Source organism: Mycoplasmopsis lipophila, from assembly GCF_045276895.1.
In the GTDB taxonomy this organism is placed as follows: Bacteria; Bacillota_I; Bacilli_A; order Mycoplasmatales; family Metamycoplasmataceae; genus Mycoplasmopsis; species Mycoplasmopsis lipophila.
In genome coordinates this window covers 141,388-162,168 of sequence record NZ_CP174165.1, presented here as the reverse complement: position 1 = coordinate 162,168, position 20,781 = coordinate 141,388, and the positions used below count along the sequence as shown (strand labels likewise).

At 23.2% G+C, this 20,781-nt stretch carries 18 protein-coding genes and 1 tRNA gene; 3 read left to right on the top strand and 16 right to left on the bottom strand.

What is annotated here, in order from left to right:
- Positions 1-10 precede the first annotated feature (10 nt).
- The 16 genes from ACJA27_RS00660 to ACJA27_RS00585 all read right to left on the bottom strand — a co-directional run bounded on the left by ACJA27_RS00660 (position 11) and on the right by ACJA27_RS00585 (position 16,395).
- Positions 11-856 carry a YcsE-related riboflavin metabolism phosphatase gene (locus ACJA27_RS00660; RefSeq protein WP_406618078.1) on the bottom strand — a complete coding sequence of 282 codons (846 nt, stop codon included), beginning with the start codon at positions 854-856 and terminating at the stop codon, positions 11-13.
- Entirely contained in the window at positions 850-1,713 is an 864-nt protein-coding gene (gene truB / locus ACJA27_RS00655) for a tRNA pseudouridine(55) synthase TruB (protein ID WP_406618077.1), read from the bottom strand. Before truB ends, ACJA27_RS00660 begins: the two co-directional genes overlap by 7 nt.
- Before the next feature lie 74 nt (positions 1,714-1,787).
- Positions 1,788-1,861 (bottom strand) — tRNA-Gly (locus ACJA27_RS00650).
- 85 nt (positions 1,862-1,946) lie between these two features.
- A complete protein-coding gene (locus ACJA27_RS00645; RefSeq protein ID WP_406618076.1) occupies positions 1,947-2,801 on the bottom strand; it encodes a tetrahydrofolate dehydrogenase/cyclohydrolase catalytic domain-containing protein in 855 nt (284 codons plus the stop codon).
- A gap of 1 nt (position 2,802) precedes the next feature.
- Complete coding sequence (locus ACJA27_RS00640) at positions 2,803-5,295, bottom strand: valine--tRNA ligase (protein ID WP_406618075.1); 2,493 nt, start codon at positions 5,293-5,295, stop codon at positions 2,803-2,805.
- A gap of 85 nt (positions 5,296-5,380) precedes the next feature.
- Entirely contained in the window at positions 5,381-7,183 is a 1,803-nt protein-coding gene (gene lepA, locus ACJA27_RS00635) for a translation elongation factor 4 (protein WP_406618074.1), read from the bottom strand.
- A 104-nt stretch (positions 7,184-7,287) separates the two neighbouring features.
- On the bottom strand, positions 7,288-8,502 hold the full coding sequence (locus tag ACJA27_RS00630; protein WP_406618073.1) for an MAG4270 family putative restriction endonuclease: 1,215 nt from the start codon (positions 8,500-8,502) through the stop codon (positions 7,288-7,290).
- A complete protein-coding gene (dcm, locus tag ACJA27_RS00625) occupies positions 8,493-9,266 on the bottom strand; it encodes a DNA (cytosine-5-)-methyltransferase (protein WP_406618288.1) in 774 nt (257 codons plus the stop codon). Before dcm ends, ACJA27_RS00630 begins: the two co-directional genes overlap by 10 nt.
- Before the next feature lie 37 nt (positions 9,267-9,303).
- On the bottom strand, positions 9,304-9,693 hold the full coding sequence (gene dcm_N, locus ACJA27_RS00620; protein WP_406618072.1) for a DNA (cytosine-5-)-methyltransferase N-terminal subunit: 390 nt from the start codon (positions 9,691-9,693) through the stop codon (positions 9,304-9,306).
- 280 nt (positions 9,694-9,973) lie between these two features.
- A complete protein-coding gene (locus ACJA27_RS00615; RefSeq protein ID WP_406618071.1) occupies positions 9,974-10,213 on the bottom strand; it encodes a YneF family protein in 240 nt (79 codons plus the stop codon).
- 45 nt (positions 10,214-10,258) lie between these two features.
- On the bottom strand, positions 10,259-11,014 hold the full coding sequence (locus tag ACJA27_RS00610; protein ID WP_406618070.1) for an NYN domain-containing protein: 756 nt from the start codon (positions 11,012-11,014) through the stop codon (positions 10,259-10,261).
- A 55-nt stretch (positions 11,015-11,069) separates the two neighbouring features.
- On the bottom strand, positions 11,070-11,765 hold the full coding sequence (gene rplA, locus ACJA27_RS00605) for a 50S ribosomal protein L1 (RefSeq protein ID WP_406618069.1): 696 nt from the start codon (positions 11,763-11,765) through the stop codon (positions 11,070-11,072).
- Positions 11,765-12,385: a 50S ribosomal protein L11 gene (gene rplK / locus ACJA27_RS00600; protein ID WP_406618068.1), complete on the bottom strand. Its 621-nt coding sequence runs from the start codon at positions 12,383-12,385 to the stop codon at positions 11,765-11,767. The genes rplA and rplK overlap by 1 nt, the downstream gene beginning before the upstream one ends.
- A 140-nt stretch (positions 12,386-12,525) precedes the next feature.
- On the bottom strand, positions 12,526-12,867 hold the full coding sequence (hinT, locus tag ACJA27_RS00595; RefSeq protein WP_406618067.1) for a histidine triad protein HinT: 342 nt from the start codon (positions 12,865-12,867) through the stop codon (positions 12,526-12,528).
- Between the two features lie 8 nt (positions 12,868-12,875).
- Positions 12,876-14,180 carry a HinT-interacting membrane complex lipoprotein P60 gene (locus tag ACJA27_RS00590; protein ID WP_406618066.1) on the bottom strand — a complete coding sequence of 435 codons (1,305 nt, stop codon included), beginning with the start codon at positions 14,178-14,180 and terminating at the stop codon, positions 12,876-12,878.
- 13 nt (positions 14,181-14,193) lie between these two features.
- Entirely contained in the window at positions 14,194-16,395 is a 2,202-nt protein-coding gene (locus ACJA27_RS00585) for a HinT-interacting membrane complex protein P80 (protein ID WP_406618065.1), read from the bottom strand.
- Between the two features lie 191 nt (positions 16,396-16,586).
- Here ACJA27_RS00585 and ACJA27_RS00580 point away from each other — a divergent pair, with 191 nt between their 5' ends.
- From ACJA27_RS00580 to ACJA27_RS00570, 3 genes are all read left to right on the top strand, one after another.
- Positions 16,587-16,946 carry a PTS transporter subunit EIIB gene (locus ACJA27_RS00580; RefSeq protein ID WP_406618064.1) on the top strand — a complete coding sequence of 120 codons (360 nt, stop codon included), beginning with the start codon at positions 16,587-16,589 and terminating at the stop codon, positions 16,944-16,946.
- A 28-nt stretch (positions 16,947-16,974) separates the two neighbouring features.
- A complete protein-coding gene (locus ACJA27_RS00575; protein WP_406618063.1) occupies positions 16,975-20,262 on the top strand; it encodes a DEAD/DEAH box helicase in 3,288 nt (1,095 codons plus the stop codon).
- Positions 20,263-20,456: 194 nt separating this feature from the next.
- Positions 20,457-20,759, top strand: a complete 303-nt coding sequence (locus ACJA27_RS00570; RefSeq protein ID WP_406618062.1) for a hypothetical protein — start codon at positions 20,457-20,459, stop codon at positions 20,757-20,759.
- Positions 20,760-20,781: the final 22 nt, after the last annotated feature.

Genomic DNA, 20,781 nt, shown 5'->3' with positions numbered 1-20,781 from the left:
ATTATGCTACTTAAATTAATTTTAATTCTTGCAATTTTATATATGCACCATCATATTCACAATCAAGTGCTACATCATTAGCAACTTTTTTTAATTCATCTGAAGAATGATCCATAGCCACACCATAAAAAGCATCTCTTATCATTTCATAATCATTAGAAGAATCGCCAAAAGCAATTAAATTATCTCGAGAATAACCTAACATTTTACATAAAGTATTTAAGGTTTCTGATTTAGTAATACCTTTAGGGCAAATAAATAATCCATTAGTTCATAAAGAATTAACTTCTAAATCCATATGTTTTTTTTGAATTAATTCATTTGCTTTTTTTGAACATCAATTACTATTTTCTATTCCTTTAGCAATAAGCGTAATGATATGCATATGATCTTTTTCTAATTTATCATAATCAACATAAATCATTTTTTGATGATGAGGTCTTAAAAATCAAGTATCAATATTAGTTCCAGGAGAATAAAAACCATATTTTGTATCCATTATGGTAAAACCAGTACATTGTTTTGTCTTAATAAAAAATTCATAAATGGTTTTAAAATCGTCAAAATTAATAACCTTTTCAAAAACAAGTTTTTTATTTTGAACATCATAAATAAAAGTTCCATTAGCTCCAATAAAATAATCTAAAGTAGGGACTTTATCTAATAAATTACCTATAGTAACAAATTCTCTAGCAGAAGCAATTACTGTAATAATATTTTGTTTTTTTAATTCTTCAAACATTTTAGCAGTTCTATCACTAAATTCAGTTATTCCATTAGGTAAAATAGTTCCATCAACATCAAAAGCAGCAATTTTAATTTGTTTTTTTAAAACATTTCTATCTAAATCTAGCATTTTTTCTCCTTAATAATACAATTACCAAAAAGTTTTTTGGATTTTACAAAATTATTTGTTATTTCTACAATTCCATAAATTTGATTTTCTTCTTTTTCTAACAAATCTCTTGCAAAATAAATCCCATTGTTTAAATTTGTACTTAAAGTTTTTCCCATTAAAAGTTCATATTTTTCCTTTTTGGAACTATCGAAATACATATTAGGTAAAATTTGTTGGTATTTAATTTTAACAAAGTTTTTATCATTTAATAAAGATTTAGATAAATTACTAATAGAAATTCTTTCTAATTCCTTCATATAAGCAAATGTATTAAAAGCTATTGCTACATCATTAACTAGTGATCTTATATAAGTTCCATTAGAAACTTCTAGTTTCACATCTAATTCTTGATTAATTTCATCAAAATTTAAAATTTCTGAATTAAAAATAGTTATTTTTTGTTCATTTAATTTAACGTTTTGGTTTTTTCTAGCTAAATCATATGCTCTAATACCATTAATTTTTTTAGCAGAAAAAATAGGAGGTAATTGTTTTATTTGTTTTAAAAATCATTGATTAATTTTTTCTAAATCATTAAAAGTGACTTTATATTCACTTGTATTAACAATTTCTCCTTCTTCATCATAAGTAGAAGTTTGAGTTCCAAATTTAATTTTAGTAATATATGTTTTTCTTTTACTATCTATATAAGAAATTAATTTAGTATATTCATCTGTAGCAACTAATAAAAGTCCAGTTGCTAAAGGATCTAATGTTCCTGTATGGCCTATTTTTTTTATTTTATTTTTATTAGCAAAATCTTTTATTGCTTTAAAAGATGAAATATTTTTTTCTTTATATAGTAAATAAAACATATATACTTCCTTAAATTAAAATAAAAAAATTCCAAAATAAATTTGGAATTTTATTGGTATCTTTTTAAGATAAATGGAGCAAATGAGGGGAATCGAACCCCCGTATCCAGCATGGCAAGCTGGTGTTCTACCATTGAACTACATTTGCAATTTAGATATTCTATATTTTACAACATCTAAATAATTATTTTTTAAAAAATCCCTAGTTTCTTAAATCCAAAATTTATTTAATCTTAATATGGGTTTTGATGTTTAAAAGCTTTTAATAAATTTTTAAATAAAGAAACAACAGTTAAAGGACCTATACCTCCAGGAACTGGGGCTATTGCCTTAACTAAATCTTTAATATCTTCTAAATCAACATCACCAATTAATTTAGTTCTTTCAGTTGCATCATCTAAATTGCAACCAACATCAATAATAGTTACACCATCATGAACATTTTTTCTTTTGATTAATTTAGCTTTTCCAGCAGCAGCAATAATTAAATCTGCATTTTCTGTTCCTCTTAAACCAGAATTAATATTATAAGTAGAAACTAAACCTTTACGTTTTTTAAGTAAAAAGGCAATTGGCTTACCAACTAAATTAGATCTACCCACAACTGAAATTTTCTTATCTTCTATTTCTAAATTGTAGTAATCTATTAAAGTTAAAATTGCCATAGCAGTAGCTGGAGTAAAATAAAAAGCATTATTAGAATTATAAAAATTAAAACTATTTCTAGTAGAAAGACCATCAATATCTTTTTCAAATTGAACACTATCTAAAATTACTTGAGGAGCAGTGGTATTAGGTAAAGGTAATTGAATAATTACACCATCACTTTTTTCATTAATAACATCAATTTGTTTTAATAAATCTTTTTGACTAATATTTTCATCATATTTATATAAAGTAGCTTCAACGTCAAGTTGTTCTGCTTTTTTTAGTTTATATTCAATATATTTATTACTTGAAGGATTATCTCCAACTTGAACAATTGCTAATCTTGCTTTTCTTCCAATGTTTTGACTTGCTTCTTTAAATTCAGCAATTAATTTTTGAGTTTCAATTTCATCAATTTTTTTACCATCTAATATTTCCATTTTAATCCTCCAATTCTTTTGTATATTTTGATAATTCTTCTTGATATTTAAGTAATTTTTCTTTTTCTAAATCCACTTTTTCTTTAGGTGCTTTATTTATGAAATTAGCATTAGACAAAATTGTTTGAGAGCGATTGATTTCAAATTCTAATCTTGTTATTTCTTTTTCAATTCTTTCAATATCTTTTTCTTTATCTTCTTGCGTAAGTTTTATAAATAAATTACCAAAAGATAAAGTTATTAAAGAATCTTCATTTTTTTCTATATAAGCATTAGCAAGAAAATTAACAATTGAAATTTGATTATCATCTAAACTAAAATTACCATAATAATTAATTATATCTTTTTTTGAAATACCTTTCTCATCACGATATTTTCTTAAAGTAAAAACTAACTCAATTATTTGTTCTACTGATAAATGATTTTTTGTCTTATTTTCCTTTTTTATAGTTATTTTAGGATAATTTTTTAAAAGTATTTCTTCATTAAAAACTTCAAAAAATAAATAATCTGTAATAAAAGGTAAAAATGGGTGAATAATAATTAAAAAACTTTTTAAAATTTCCAAAGCAAATTTTTTATTAGGTTTAATTTTTAAAAATTCTACATATCAAGATGAAAAATCATTGTAAATAAATTTTGCAATATTATTTCCTATAATAGTAAATTCATATTTTTTCATTGCTTTATCAATATTATTTTTTAATAAAGCTAACTTATTTTGAATTCAATAATCAAATTCAGAAACTTTATTTTCATCATTTGGTAAATTTTGAATATAACGAACTATATTTCAAAGTTTATTATTTAAGGTTCAAGCGCTTTTTACTTTATCATCAGTATATTTTAAATCATAACCTGGAGAAGAATTAGTAATAAGAGCTCATCTTAAAGAATCAGAACCAAATTCATTAATTACTTCAATAGGATCAACACCATTATTTAATGATTTAGACATTTTTCTATTTTGTGCATCTCTTACTAAACCATGAATCAATACTTCATTAAAAGGCTTTTCATTCATAAAATGTAAACCAAAAAAATACATTCTTGAAATTCAAAAGAATATTAAATCATAACCAGTAACTAATAAATTAGTAGGATAATATCTGTTTAATTTAGAATCTTGATTAGGTCAACCTAAAAAAGAAAAAGGAGCTATTCCTGATGAAAATCAAGTATCCAAAACATCTTCATCTCTAGTTCATTCTTTGCCAGGACATTCTTCTTGAACTTTAATTTGATCTTTATAATACCAAGCAGGAATTTGATGTCCTCATCAAAGTTGTCTAGATATATTTCAATCATATATATTTTCAATTCATTGTTTAGCTATCTTAATGAATCTTTTAGGAAAAAATTTTACTGTTTCTTTAGAAATCAAATGATTTAATAATTTTTTTGATAAAACATCCATTTTAACAAATCATTGAGGTAAAACTAAAGTTTCAATAATAGCATCACTTCTTTCGGAAAAACCAACATTTGAAATTGTTTCTTTTTCTTTTAAAATTAAATCTTTTGATTTTAAATACTTAATAATTTCAATTCTTGCTTTTTCTCTAGTCATTCCAAAAAATGGAGAATTTTTTTCACTTATTAAACCTTTTTTGTCAATAGTTTCATGTATTTCTAAATTATGTTTTTGAATAATTTGAATATCAATTTCAGCATGAGCTGAAAGTTTCATTAAACCAGAACCAAATTTTTTATCTACATAACCATCGGCAATAAAAGGAATTTCTTTATTTGTTAAGGGATGAATAATTTTAGCATTAGCATATTTTAAATATCTTTGGTCAGTTGGATTATAAACTACTGCAACATCTGAAAGCATAGTTTCTGGTCTAACTGTAGCTATAGTTACATATTCATTAGAATTTTTTATCAAAAATTTAATGTAATACATAGTTTGTTTAGTTGGTTTATTAATTACTTCTATGTTTGAAATAGCAGTCATTAAAATGGGATCTCAATTAACAGGTTTTAAACCTTTATAAATAATTCCTTGATTATATAATTCTATAAATACCTTATTTACAGCCTTATTTGACAAATTATCTAAAGTAAATCTTTCATTTTTATAGTCCAAACCAAGTCCCAATTTTGCTCATTGTTCTCTTATGGTTTGAGAATATAAATCTTTTCATTCTCAGATTTTATTAATAAAATCTTTTTTGCCATAATCTAAACGACTTTTATTTTCAGTTTTTAATAATTCTTTTTCAACTCTTGCTTGTGTAGCTATTCCAGCATGATCCATTCCAGCAATGTAAAAAGTGTCAAAACCATTTAATTTTTTGTATCTAATAACAGTATCTTGTAAATAAGTATCTAAAGCATGTCCAATATGAAGTTTACCTGTTACATTTGGAGGAGGTAAAAGAATAGAAAAAGGTTTTTTAGTTTCATCATGTGTACTAAAAAAAAGTTTATCTTCTCATTTTTTAGAAATTTTAGCTTCAAATTCTTTGGGATTGTATATTTTTTCCATTATTTTTACCTACTTTTACATACTAAAATTAACATTTATAATTATACCTTATAAAAAAAGATGCTTTATTTGCATAAAGTCATCATTACTTATTTTTTTTATCAATATTGGTTTTAAGGATTGACATGAAAGCTTCTTGAGGAACTTCAACAGTTCCTAACAACTTCATTTTTTTCTTACCTGCTTTTTGTTTTTCCAATAATTTTTTATATCTAGATGGATCAGAAGCATGTAATTTAGCTGTAACATCTTTTCTAAACGCTTTTATTGTTTCTCTAGCAATAATTTTTCCACCTATAGCCGCTTGAACTGGAACTTCAAAATTTTGTCTAGGAATAGCTTCTTTTAACTTTTCACATAATTCTCTAGATTGAGGATATGCTTTGTCTCTATGAGCGATAATTGAAAAAGCATCTATCTTATCTCCATTTAATAAAATATCAACTTTTACTAAATCAGAATCACGATAATCGATTAATTCATATTCAAAAGAAGCATAGCCTTTTGTTGTGGATTTTAATCTATCAAAAAAATCAAAAATAATTTCACCTAAAGGCAATTCATATTCTATTTTTGAGCGATTAGAATCAATATATTCTAGATTTAAATAGGTTCCTCTTTTTTCTTGACATAATTCCATTGTATTACCAATATATTCATTAGGAACTAGAATTGTAGCATGAATGTAAGGTTCTTGGATTTTTTCAATAAAAGTTCTATCAGGAAGCAAAGAAGGATTAGAAATTTTTTCAATGTTTTTATTTGTCATAAACACTTTATATTCAACTGAAGGAGAAGTTGCTATAACTCCAATATTATATTCACGATTTAATCTCTCTTGAATAATTTCCATATGAAGCAAACCTAAAAAACCAACTCTAAAACCAAATCCTAATGCTTTAGAAGTTTCTTGTTCTCAAGTTAAAGAACTATCTGATAAGGAAATTTTTTCTAAACTATCTTTTAATTCAGCATAATCTCTTGTATCAATTGGATAAAATCCAGTATAAACCACAGGTTTTTTTTGTTTATAACCAGGTAAAGCTTCTTGTGCTGGATTATTACATAAAGTAATAGTATCTCCAACATGAACTTCTTTAGCATCTCTAATAGCCGCTGATATCCATCCAACTTCCCCAGCTTCTAAAAAATCTTTTTTTTGCTCATTGGGATTTCTAACCCCAAGCTCAATAACATGATATTCCATATTATTTGACATAAATTTAAATTCATCATTAGTAGAAATTTTCCCTTGAAAAACTCTAACTAACATTACCACACCTCTATAGGGATCAAAATAAGAGTCAAATATTAATGCTTTTAAAGGTTTATCATCAAAAGCATTTTTAGGATAGGGTACATAATCAATAATAGCTTGTAAAACTTGTTCACAATTTAAACCCGTTTTTGCTGAAACACAAACTGCATTATCACAAGGTAAACCTATAACATTTTCTATTTCTTGTTTTGTTCTTTCCACATCAGCAGAAGGTAAATCAATTTTATTAATAATAGGAATAATTTCTAAATTATTTTCAATTGCTAAATAAACATTTGCTAATGTTTGAGCTTCAATTCCTTGTGTTGCATCAACTATTATTAATGCTCCTTCAGAAGCAGCTAATGACCTAGAAACTTCATAAGTAAAATCAACATGACCAGGAGTATCAATTAAATGAAACACATAATCTTTATATTTCATTTGAACCGCATTTAATTTTATTGTTATTCCTCTTTCTCTTTCTAAATCCATTTGATCTAAAAATTGATTTTCCATATCATGAGAATTAACTGTATTACTTAATTCTAAAAGTCTATCTGCTAAAGTTGATTTTCCATGATCTATATGAGCAATAATTGAAAAGTTTCTAATCTTTGTCTTATTCATAGTAAAAATTATATTTTAAACTAGTTAAAATATAAAATAACAATCTTTTAATTTTTTATTTTTTCTAAATTAACTATAAAATAGTCTAATAAATAAAAAATATACTATGTGTTTTTCATATTTAAAAAAGATATATTTTTGTTTCTAGCTTTTAAAAATTTCTTTCTCTCATTAGTCATTTCATTATTTGGAATTTGTAAATATTTTTCATCAATTTTATTGTTTATTTTTTGATGAATTTCTGGATTCCATATAATCTCCCCATTTATTTCAGAGTAAGTAAAATAATTTTTATCAAAAAAACCATGTACATCACGTGATAAATCCAACAAATTATTAGAAGAAATAATTTGTTGCTTTGAAGTTTCTATAATATTTTTATATTCATTTGTTTTATCAATATTTTGAATATTTATATTTTTCATAGAAGAAAATAATTGTATTAAAGAACTAATAGATTCATTTTTTATATCAGAAACATTCTTAATATGTGCTCTTTCATAATCTTTATCAGCATTAAAAACTTTAATAGAAATAGGTAAATTTTTTCTAAAATTTTCAATACTTTTAATCAATTGTTTCTTAATATTAATTAATTTATCAAAAGATTCCTTTACATCATTAGCTAAAAAATCTATTGTATCTTGTTTAGAAGTTAAAGAATTAAATTCTTCCATTCCTAAACAAAAAATTTCTAAAAACTTTATTAAATTGGTATGTTTAGAATTTAATAATTCTAAATATGCAGGATGTACTTTTTCTAATTTTTTTAAATCAACTTTTAAAAAATCATTTATATTCTTTTTATCTATTAATGAAAATTTAACAATTTTGTCAAAAAACATAATAAAATTTTCTCGTCATTTTTCAACAAAATTTGCTTCAGATATATACATTTGTGCATTATTGGGTTTTGAAAAACTCCCTGTTGGATTATTTCCTGAAATAATAGCAATAACATTTTTTAAGGTACTTTTATATTTATTTTTAAACCATAAATTTGCTAATCTTAGTTGATTTTCATCTAATTCTAAAATCAAATTTGATTTTTTATTAGGTCTTATGATTTGATTTTTTGTATTATTAAATATATGTCTAATCAAATCTTCTCTTAATTTATAATTTGAATTTATTGTTTTAAATCAACTTTCTGTTGTATATAAATCTAATTTAATTTTAGAAAATTGTACATATCAATCATAAATTTCACCAGTTAATGAATTTCCCGAAAAATAAAGAATTCCTTCACATTTTCCAGAATTTTTTTCTCAATTTTTAGTACTAAATTTATATGAATAAGTTTCGACATTTATAGACATTTTATTATCTCCTCAAATATTTTTTCTAAAACTTCAACACTTATAGAATTGCCACAAATATATAACATTTTGCTTTCGTTTAACAATTTTGTTTGTAATACATTCTGATAATCTTTATTTTCAAACCCCATATATAAAAATGCTTCCTTTGATGTTATGTATCTCAAAGTTTTATTTTCTTCAAAATAAAACTTTAATCTGCTATTTGCTCCACTAGCAGTTAAAGTTGGTCCATAACCATGAGGTAAATATATATATGCTTCTGAATTAAAATTTGTATAATCAATCAATCTCGCTTTTGTAATCTTATTTTTTGTTTTATAGAAATTTGAAATTTTATATTTTTTAAGTAAATCTAAATATTTATTTGAATTTGAAATATTTATAATTTTGTTTAAATTATTTTTATTCTCAATAGGTGGTGGAAAATAAAAATCTTTTTTCATTTGATTTTTTAAAATGGAAACTAAAAAAACACGTTCTCTATTTTGAACGCTTCCATATTCTGTTGAATTAACAACTTTTCATTTAGAAACATAACCTAATGAATCTAATTTTTTAATTCATTCATTAAATTGATTAATAAATTTTTTACTTGTTAATGCCTTTACATTTTCTAAAAGTAAAACCTTTGGTAAATTATTTTTGTTAAATTCTAATATTTTTTCAACTTGTAAAAGTAATCCAGATCTTGTATTTTCATTAATTCCTTTTTGTTTCCCTTGTTGTGAAATATCTTGGCAAGGAAAAGAATAAGTAAAAATATCAATATTTTTAGGTAATTCTCTTAAATCATTTATATTAATAGAATTTAAATAATCTAATCCCCCCCCCCGAGGTTTTAAGCTTTGTTTTTAAATATTTAACATTTACAAAAGAATATAAATAAGGAAATAATTTTCTTAATTTTTCTTCATTTATATTCTTAAAATAATTTTTATTAACGATATTTTTACTATTAGCACTGAAGGGAAATTTTTCTAATATTTCTATCATTTGTTCTTTGGATAAATCCATTTCTTTATTTATCAAACCATAATTGATACTAATGTATGCTACTATTGCATCAATATAAAAATCACAAGCACCTAAATTAATTAATTCAAAGTGCATATTAGTTGAAATATTTTTTAATGCTTTTGTTTGTGCACCCATTCCAGAAAATGCTTCATACAATTTAATTGTTTTCATCTTAACAATTTTAACGCATTAAAAATTTTTAATAACAAAAGCACACCTAAAAATTGATATGCTTTTGTTATTTTTCTCTATAAAATAGTAATATTCATTAAAATTATTTAAGTTTATGTTTTAATATTTTATTTTATTTTTTTATGTTATTTTTAATCAAAAATAACATTGTTAATTGATTCTAATTATCTACTGCATTATCAACAATTATTAGTTAATTTATGTTAATGTTTTATAAAAAACCGAAGAAAAAAATTTCTTTCGGTTTTTTGTTTAAAAATTAATTATCAGAATTTTTAGCATTGGTCATTGCTCTCATAACAGATTTGATTTGTGCTTCTGAAGCTTTTCTCCCCATTTGCATAAACATAACTCTAATCATTTTTTCAGTGATAGGAGGGTTTTCTCTAATTTGTTTTTCAAACATTTTTTTTGTTATTAAAAAACCTAAAAAAGCCCCAATAAATCCTAAAAGAATTCCTATACCAATACATATTCCAATTCAAGCACCTGTACCCATTATTTCTCCTTATGCTATATTTATTTATATTTTAATATAAAGATATTACTTTTTTATCACTTTAATATAATTTGTTGTTCCATCATTATCTTTATCTAATTTGAAATATATTTTTAATTGGTTATTGCTTTTAAAAAAGTTAGATCATTTGTTATTTGTATGGCCGTAATCTTTTGGATTTAAATTAGGATAAGATTTTTTAAAGAATTCTACAACTTGTGAAAATTGTATATATCCTTCTTCATCATCTTCTAAAAGATTCATAATATTTCTTATTTCTTTTATCAATCAACTTATTTCTTTTTCATTATTAGATAAATTTGTTTTTTTAGAATTTAATTTATTTTCTTTTTTACTATAACCTTCAACATTTATAAAATTATCAAATAATTTTTGATATTCTTGATTGGTTTTATTTGTTCCCGCTCCTATTACTTTTTTGTTTCTTTCTTTAATTTTTCTAATTAAAGGAGCAAAATCGCTATCTGAAGAAGCAATACAAAAAGTATCTATATAATCTCTATCAATTAATTCCATTGTTACAATGGTTAAGTTTATATCAGCAGTGTTTTTCTTATCTTTATGATTTATAGTATCTACTTCTAAATCTAAACCATATTTATTCATTTTTTCTTTTAAGTTTTTATCATTCAAATTATTATAAAAGGCTTTTTTAATAATAATTTCTTCTGTCGAAATATTTAATTCATCAAATAATGTGTGTATATGATCATCATTGTTAAAGTTTTCATAGTCTATTAATAATGCGGTTTTACCAAAAAATTTTTCTTTAGTTGACATAATTTGCTTGGTATAAAAAATAGATGCTTAACACATCTATTTTAAAAGTTTTTAATTATTTATCAATTTTAACTTTAACACTAGGTCCCATACTTGCACATACAACAATGTTTTGAATATAAGCACCTTTTACAGCAGATGGTTTTAATTTTTTAATTAATGAAATAATGGTTTGAGCATTTTCTGTTAAAGCTTTAACATCCATACTTGCTTTACCAATAATGGTATGTACAATACCTGCTTTATCAGTACGGTAGTTTGCTTTACCTTTTTTAAGTTCTTCAACTGTTTTTTCTGGAGTAGGTGAAACTGTACCAGTTTTAGGGTTAGGCATTAAACCTTTAGGTCCTAATTTTTTACCGTATTTTCCTAATAAAGGCATCATTGTAGGGTCAGCAACCATAACATCAAAATCAAAGTTATCTTCTTTAATTTTTTGTTCTAACGCAGGACCATCAACTACAATATCAGCACCAGCTTTAGTAGCTAATTTTTGTTTTTCTATATTATTTGTAACTACTAAAACTCTTACTTTTTTACCAGTACCATTTGGTAACAATACTGAACCACGTAATTGTTGATCAGCTTTTCTAACATCAAGATTTAATTTTAAAACTAATTCTAAAGTAGCATCAAATTTTGTATAAGCATTTTCTTTTGCTAAAGCAATAGCTTTGTCTAATTCATAAATTGCTGCTCTATCAAATGAATCATAAGCAGTTTGAAGTTTTTTACCAATATGTCTAGCCATTAGTTTTCTCCTTCAGTGTCAGCTAATAATTTAGCTTTAGCTTCTGCTTTTTCATCAGAAATAGTTTTAACTTGAATTCCTTGACCTTTAGAATCTTTTAAGTTAGCTTGTGCTTCTTGGATAGCTGCTTCTTTAGCTTTACCAGCTTCAGCATCTTTTTGTGCTTTTTTAGCTTCTCTTTTAGCTTTAATTACATCATCATAACCTTCAACTAAAATACCCATATTTTTAGCAGTGCCAGCAATAATATGCATTGCTTGTTCTACACTATCAGTATTTAAGTCGGGTAATTTATATTCAGCAATTTGTTTCAATTGATCCAATGTAATAGTTGCTGCAATAGTAGTTTTTGAATTTGCAGAACCTTTTTGAATATTTGCTGCTTCTTTTAATTTATAACTTGCAGGTGAAGTGAATAATTTAAATTCAAATGATTTATCTTTATAAACGGTAATTTGAACAGGAACAGGTTCACTACCTCTACTACGAGTTGCATCATTAAATGCTTTGGTGAATTCAGGCATATTGATACCAACTCCAGCTAAAGCTGGACCTGGTTTTGCTTGACCGGCATTAAATTGTAATTTTGCAACACGAACAACTTCTTTTTTAGCTGCCATGTTTATCCTTTCAATAAATGTGGTACTAATGATATTTTTATGTATCTCCCACTAGTTAGAGGCAATTTTATATTTAATAAATTGCGTTTGTATTATACAACAAAAACCACCTTTTTAGGGGTGGTTTTATATTATGATTTTTAAGCTTTTTTTTGTAATTTTTGCTTATATGGAATTATATGAATATGAGTATGAAAAACAGTTTGTCCTGCAGGTTCATTAGTATTAATAATTAACTTGAAACCACTTCCTGGGAACTTATCAATAATTTCTTCTTTTGCTAATTTTTTAGCTATTTTTATTAAATAAATTGTTTCTTCTTCACTAGTTTCTAAAATGTTTTTAGTTTTATTTTTAGGAACTACCAAAAAGTGACCTTTTCTTATAGGAAACTTATCATAAAAAGCAATACATAAATCATCTTCATACAAAATGTTGCTTGGTATTTCTCTATGTATTATTTTTAAAAATATATCATCCATATTAATCTCTATTTTTTAATGAATTTTTCGTTTTTATACAATTCTTTTAAAACAGGATCATTAATTTCTAATAAATATCCCAATGTATAAAATGCTGATTTAGCAGTTTCATATAACGAATTGTCCTTTAAATAAAGTAAATATGACAAATCATCTAAATGTTTTTCAAATAAAGAACCTTCAAAAGTAAATTTATTTACTTTTTGATCTTTACCATCTTTATCTTTTTCAGTAAAGGTTTTTGATAAAGGAGCTATTTGCATTAAGTAAGCAATTAAAGTAGTATTACCTGATTTAACTAAATAACCATTAGGATTTTTTGATAATTCTTCAGCAGTAATTAAAGAACCTAAAACTGGTTGATAAAAACCATATTTATTCTTACGGTTAGTATTTGCTAAAAGATCTTTTTTATCTCAATTTAATCCATATTTTTTAGCATCATCATAAATTATTCCTTGGTAACCTTCTAATTTTTCTAAAGTTTCTTTTTCTTTTTCTAATTCTTTAGAACTTAAATCAGCTACTTGTTCAAGGTTCATTTTTTTAGCTTTTTGAGCATCTTTAACATATTTATTAAAATCTTCATATCCTTTGATAGAAGGATTATATTGAATTTTACCAGCAACACCATTTTCGCTAGTAGTTGAACCTAATCATAATTGAGATGGTTTTTTATTAATTACATATTTTAATAAATTGTAATTTTTATTTACATATTCTTTAGAATTTTTTTCATAATCTTTATCAATTTTTTTAAGTTGATCAACATTTTCTAAAGTTAAATACTTATCAACTAAAATAAATTTTTCAACTTCATCTCTTATTTTAGTTTGACCAGTATTTCATAAAGTTAAAAATTGTTCTTCAGTAGGAACTTGATCTTCCTTAACTTCTTTAATTGAAAAATTGGTTTTTTCAAATTTTCCATTATTTCATTTATAAAATTGAATACCTTCGACTTTTCAATCAACTTCTTTTTTTAAGAAAAATTGACTATCTGAAGCAATTTTTGATCTTCAATAAAGTTTAAAAATTTTATAAGCATCTTTAAATAATTTATGATTTTTATCATTCATAGCTTTTTCATAAGCTAATGGATCTTTTGTAAAATCTAATCCATATAATGAAGAAATAGTATTTTTAGTTCATAAACTTTCCATTTCAGCTTTTCTAGCTTTTTCATTTAAAAAGTTTTTTTGTGCTGATAAAGTTGAACTATCTTTTTCTATTCCACAAGAAATAGCAACAGTGGGAATTAATGCTAAAGATGAAGAAATAGTTCCTAATAAGATTTTTTTATTTAATTTCATATTTCTTCCTTTCTTATAAATCTTCAATATCAAAAAGTTTTAATATATGATTTAATAATAATTCTTCAGCAGTTTTGCTTTTATCATAAGTTCCATCTGCTTTTGCTAAATATATTTTCTTGTTATCATCATCTTGTTTAAAGTTGCTATTTAATTTATTTTCAAGTTGTTTTTTAAGTCATTCAGTAATAGCTTTGCTTGAATCAAGAACTAATTTTTTAGCTTGACCAGTTTTCATAGTTTTAGCAGCAGCACTAATATCATTTAAATCTTGATCAGTGTATTTTTCTTTGGTTTCTAAAGTATTTTTAAGATTAAAAATATTTTCTTTAGTTTTCATAAATGTTCTAAAATCATTGTTTCCAATTAAGGTATCAACAATATTTAAATCATTTGCTAAATTGGTATTTATTGCCTTAATTACATTAAATGAAGGAATAGGTAATTTAGAATCTTCATTTTGGATTTTAGTTTCATAATCTTTTTTGATGAATTCTTTTAATTGTTCAACACTTTCAACTTTTTTGTATTTTATTAACTTAATACCTTTTGAAGTTAAAACCAATCAAGTATCAGGTAAATCTTTAACTTTATAAATAGTGTTGTATTTTCCATTAGTATCAACAAAGATTTTTTTAATTTTTTCTAAAATCATTGTTTTATATTTATCATCATCATATTTAGGTTTTGAATCAGATTTTAAAGGATTAATTGCTTCTTCAATTTTTTGTCCATATTCTAAAGCTGCTTTTTTATTTGCTTCTTCTTTATTTTTATCTATGTAATCAAAAGTTGGAGAAACATTTCCTCCCAAATCAGTAACCATTTCATTTGCTATTTTTTTCAATTCTCCAAATAAATCAATTTCTTTAATGTTAGCAGCATCCACACTAGAAAAAGCTTTTTCTAATAAACTTAAACCTAAATCTAAATTATCTTTTCCAAAAAGTGATAATCCACTAGTAATACCAGTTGAACCATAATTAGTAGAAGAATCTAAAGAAAAAGTTTCTTTATCAGTTAATAAAGTATTGTAAGTTTGTTTTTTTCAAGCATTAGCATCTGAATCTTTGATATTCATAAAGTTTTCTAAAGAATCAAAAGTTTCTTTTAATCATTCATAACCTTGTTTATATTCATAGTCAAAAGCATTATTTTTCTTATTCATCAATCAGTATGAGAATAAATATTTAATTGCTTTACGATCAGCTTTTCATTCTTCTTTTTCTTTAGTAGGAGCAGTGCCAGGAAGTACAAATGAATTAAAAATATATGGTTTTTTAGTAGCAAAATATTCTTTTAAAAAGATAGAAGCATCTTTTCATTCATTTACAAAACTTTTAGTCATAAAAGTGTGTGCTTTACCAATTTCTTTTCCATTTTTTACTTTTCTAAAATAGTTTTCGTCCTTTTTATAGAATTTAAAAACTTTTTCGCCTTTTTTAACAAGAATTTCTGAAGTAGCTTTACCATTAGCGTCTAATTTGTAAATATTACTATTTGCTGTTCTATCAATTTCACTACTTTTATCATCACTACTCAATTCAAATCTTCTTAAAGCATCTTTTCTAATTTCTTTAAAAGTTTCTTTTTCAATAGCTTCATCTATAGTTTTTGCTTTATCATAATTTTTTGATAAAAATTCTTTAAAGAAACCTTCTCAAGTTTTAGCACCGTATCTACTTTTATATCCAGATTCCGCATCTTTTAATAAATTTCTATGTTTTGTTTTAATTTCATCAATAGATTTTAATGCTAAATTTTCATTAATAGTTTCACCACTTTGAAGAGATAAATTTCAAAGTCTTTGATATTCTTTAGAAGCTTTTTGTTCTTGTTCATATAATCAATAAATAGCTTGTTTGGCAACTTCAGAAATTTTTGCTGAATTGTTTAAATATTGATTGTTATTTTTAGCTAATTCTTGGATTTGCTTTAAAGTATAAGTATAAGTTTTACCATCAATGTTATATGTATATAACTTAGAATCATCTGCTAGAGCAGGTTTAGTTTTTACATAAGTAGAATTAACAACTAAAGGAATAGTAATAGCTGAAACAATTGAAGCACCTAAAACGGAACCAGCAACAATTAGTTTTCATGAATGGTTTTTCTTTTTAGTGTTTTTAATTGTTTCTTGTGGTTTATTCATTTCTTGTTGGATTGCATTTTTTTCCATCAATCTTTCAAAGAAACTTTGTTGTTTTTTACCCATAAGTATCCTTTCTAAAAACTCTATTATTAATAGTTAATAAATATATGTATATTTTACTTTAATAATATTTATTTAATTGTTATAACTAAAAAAATATGAATTATTAACATTTTGATAATAAAAGAAGATTTTAACAAGGATGAACGCATAAATAAAATGCTGTTTTTTATTACTTTGTTATAATAAAAATTATGAATAAAAAAGACAAATTTTTAATGGTTTTTTTAACAATTATCACCTTTGGATTTATATGAATTTATTGATCTAAACTTAAAAATAAAGAGGAAAATGTAATTAAAAAATCTTCTAAATTACCCTTCAAAATAGAAGAATTAGTAAATTATTTAGGTGGAAAAGAAAACATAATTTCTGCTACTAATACAATATCAAAAGTTAAAATTGAAATTCAAGATAATGAAAAAATAGAAGTTGAAAAAATTAAAAAAATAAAAGGAATATCAGGAATAGTAATTGGTAATTTTTCAATTTCTCTAATTGTAGGAAATATTTCCGAAGAATTAACTAAACAATTAAATAATTTAAATAAATAATCCTAAAAATGTAAGAATGGACAATGTTATGAAAATAGATAGTCAATATCAAGTTATATTAGATAATCTTTTAGATGTAGCACCTAATGATGCTGCTATTTTTACAAAAATAAATAATAAATATGCTTTTGATTTCAAAAGAATTTTTGGTGAACAAGCATTTAATTATGTATATCAACAAAAAAACTTTGATATGCCTATACTAGAAGTTAACTTATTAAAAACCATTAATGAGTTAGAAAATATTGAAAATCCAGAAGAAATTAAAAAAATCCTTACAAATAATAGTTATGAAATAAGTGATAATTTACTACGTCTTTTAGATAAAGATTTAACTTTAGGAAAAGAAAAAATTATTAATGATATAAAATTAAATTTTCAAAAGCAAAGTTTAAAATGAAAATTATTTCTTAATAAATCAAAAGAAATTAATAATGAGACAAATATTTGACCAATGAATTTAGGTTTTTTATTTGTTAAATTATCCATTGATGGAAAAAGCATTTATGGTCCTTTATTTTTTAAAGAAGTATATATGGAAATTAGAAATAGTAGACCATTTTTAATTTCAAATGGAGAAATAAAAGCTAATGAAAAATTGATGTTTTTATTAAAAAATGCTGGTTTTGATTTAACCATCACAGATAATTATTCAAATTTTACAATAGAAGAATTAACTAAATTTGTTTATGAACAATGAAAAGATGTATATAACTGTTATGAAAATATAAATGATAATTTTGAAAAAATATATCCAGAAAATATCACTAATGAAACATTAGAATTTGCCAAAGGAATTGTTTTAGGTTTATTCCAACCATTAGGTGGATATGTTAGAAATAGAATGATGCAAATTCTTGGAAACAATGAATTAAATGACATTCTTTCTGTTGAATTTAATAAAAATATTTATAAAAATAAAATTAGAGATGCTATTTTAAACCCTAAAACTAGTATTTTTAAAATTACTTCTACTAATTTATCGCAAGATAAAGCTATTGCTTCTTCTCTTAATCAAAACACCATTATATGAGGTCCACCAGGAACTGGAAAATCACAAACCATTGTTAATTTATTAGCAAATATTTTGGTATACAAAAAAACTGCTTTAGTTTGTTCACAAAAAAAAGCAGCACTAGAAGTTATCAAAAATAGAACGGGTGAATTAAATCAATTTTGTTTATTTATGTTAAATTCTAAAAATATGAATAAAAAAAATTTCTATACTCCTATTAGAGATTATTTAGATTTTTTAGAAAATTTCGATAATAAAGCTAACATTTCTCCTTTAAACATAATTAATAAAAAAGAAATTAATTATGTTGAAAATATAAAAGAAATATCAGAAGATAAAAGATTTATTGAAGTAAGTAAAATTGTTTCAGAATTAAAAGAAGTTTGAAATTCTTTAAATCCTAATATATGAAAAAAAATATTGGAATTACCTAGAAATTTAAAATATGCTGAACCAATAAATTTTGATAACTCAAAATCTTTTATTAAATCTTGATTAAAAGTTAATAATCTTAGATTTAAAATTTTAAATCACAATAATTGAAAAATTAAATCTTTAGGTATGAATGTTTATACAACATTTAAAGATATATCTTTAAATTTAGAAAAAATAACTAAAAATCTTCAAAAAATAAAAGAAGAAGATTTTGAATACATTAACAAAGTTATAGATTTATTGCCAGATTGAGAAAGAACAAATATTTCTGATATTAAAATGTTAAAAAATTTTATTAGCAAAAATATCATTGATAAAATTTCCAATTTTACAAAAGAACAAAAAAATGAATATATAGAATTTGCTGCTTCTGTGAGATTAGCAAATTTAGAACCATATAAATTTATTAAAAAATTCTCTAATATGATTAAAATCTTCTTTCCTGTTTTAATAGTTACTCCTGATGCTGATTTATCTGCCTGAGAAAAAGAAGAATTTGATTATGGAATTATGGATGAATCTAGTCAAATCTTTTTAGAAAAAGGTTTACCAATTTTATATTTAGCTAAAATTAAAATTTTAGCTGGTGATGATAAACAAATGAAACCAAGTAATTGATTTGGTATACGCCAAAATGATGATTCTATTTATGGGAAAGTTGATTCATTATTAGATTTTGCAACTAGTTTAGGTTTATATAGCATTTTATTAGATAAAAATTATCGTTCTAATTATGCTTCTTTAATGACCTTTAGTTCTAAATATTTTTACAATTCAAGTTTAGATGTAGTTGATTCATTTCATAATGAAAAATTAGAACCTATTGAAGTTATAGACACTAATGGTATTTGAGAAAATAATAAAAATGAAGTCGAAATTCAAAAAGCTATAGAAATTACTTTGAAATATCTGCCTTTTTATGAAAAAATCATTTTGTTAAGTTTTAATGCTAAACAACAAGATGCTATAACTAATGAAATATTTAATAACTATCCAGAATTAGAACAAGCTATTGAAAATAATAGATTGTTACTAAGAAATATTGAAAATATCCAAGGCGATGAAGCTGATTTAGTTATTATGTCAATTGCTTATGATAAAAATACTCAAATTCATAGTACTTATGTAGGTCGTTCTGGTGGTATGAATGCATTAAATGTGGCTATTTCTAGAGCAAAAGATAAAATGATTGTAATTAAATCATTAAAAGCAGATGAACTTATATTAACTACTGATAATGAAGATGCTAAATTATTTAAAAATTGACTAAGATTTTTAGAAATGTCTAATTTATCAAGACAAAATTTTTTAGATATTAATCAAGCAACTATTTTAGAAAAAACTACTGAATTAAAATTAGATTCTCCATTTAATGAAGAAATAAAATCATTTTTAAATAATTTAATATTAAAAAATGAAAACTTATCTTTATGTGAAAATGAATCAATTGGAACAATCAAAATTGATTATGTAATCAAAAAAAATGATATTCCTATTTTATGTTTTGTAGTGGATGAATATAAATATAGTAATAATTTAGAAACATTCTTAACCTTTATGGATTTAATTAAATTTATAAGAAATAAAGGTTATACAATTTATCATTTAGATAGAATAAACTTTGAAAAATATAAAGATGAAATAATTAACACTATTTCTTCTATAAATAAAGAAAAAAACTTAAAACCTATTTATGAAACAAAAGAAATTCCTCTTGATTCACAAGAAAAAATAGAACAAAACAACCAAATAAATCAAGAACTACCAAGGGAAGAAAAAAACACTAAATCATTTGATGAAACCACCAAAGAATGAGAAGGTATTTTAAAAGATTTTGATAACAATAAAAAAGAAAATAAGGAATAATATGGAAAAAATATCTATGAAACGATTATTAAAATTCTAAATACTAATAACAAATATATAAATGAAGACAAGAAAATATTACAAGCAAAAGTTTATGAAGATATTTCAAATTATAAATTCCAAAAATAAAATAAACAATACTAATTAAATACATAATTAAATATAAAAAATAAAATTTATATTAGAAAGAAAAAATGAAAAAAAACTTAGAAAATGAATCAAAGTCTCTTGTGAGTGAAAATAAGTTTACTTGGATAAACTTTTATCAAGAACTTACAAATAAATTATTAGATGAGAAACAAAAAAATCAGAATTTTAATTTAAAAAAATTTATATTACAAAATAATATAAGTAAAAATAAAGATGAAGAAATTATAGAAAAACATATTGAAGAAAAATTTAAAAATTATGAAGATATAAATCCTTTTACATTGTTTGCAATATTTAATTATAGTAATAATAGTGAAAAATCTATTTACAATAGAATATCAATATAGCAAAATATATAGGTAAAATTTT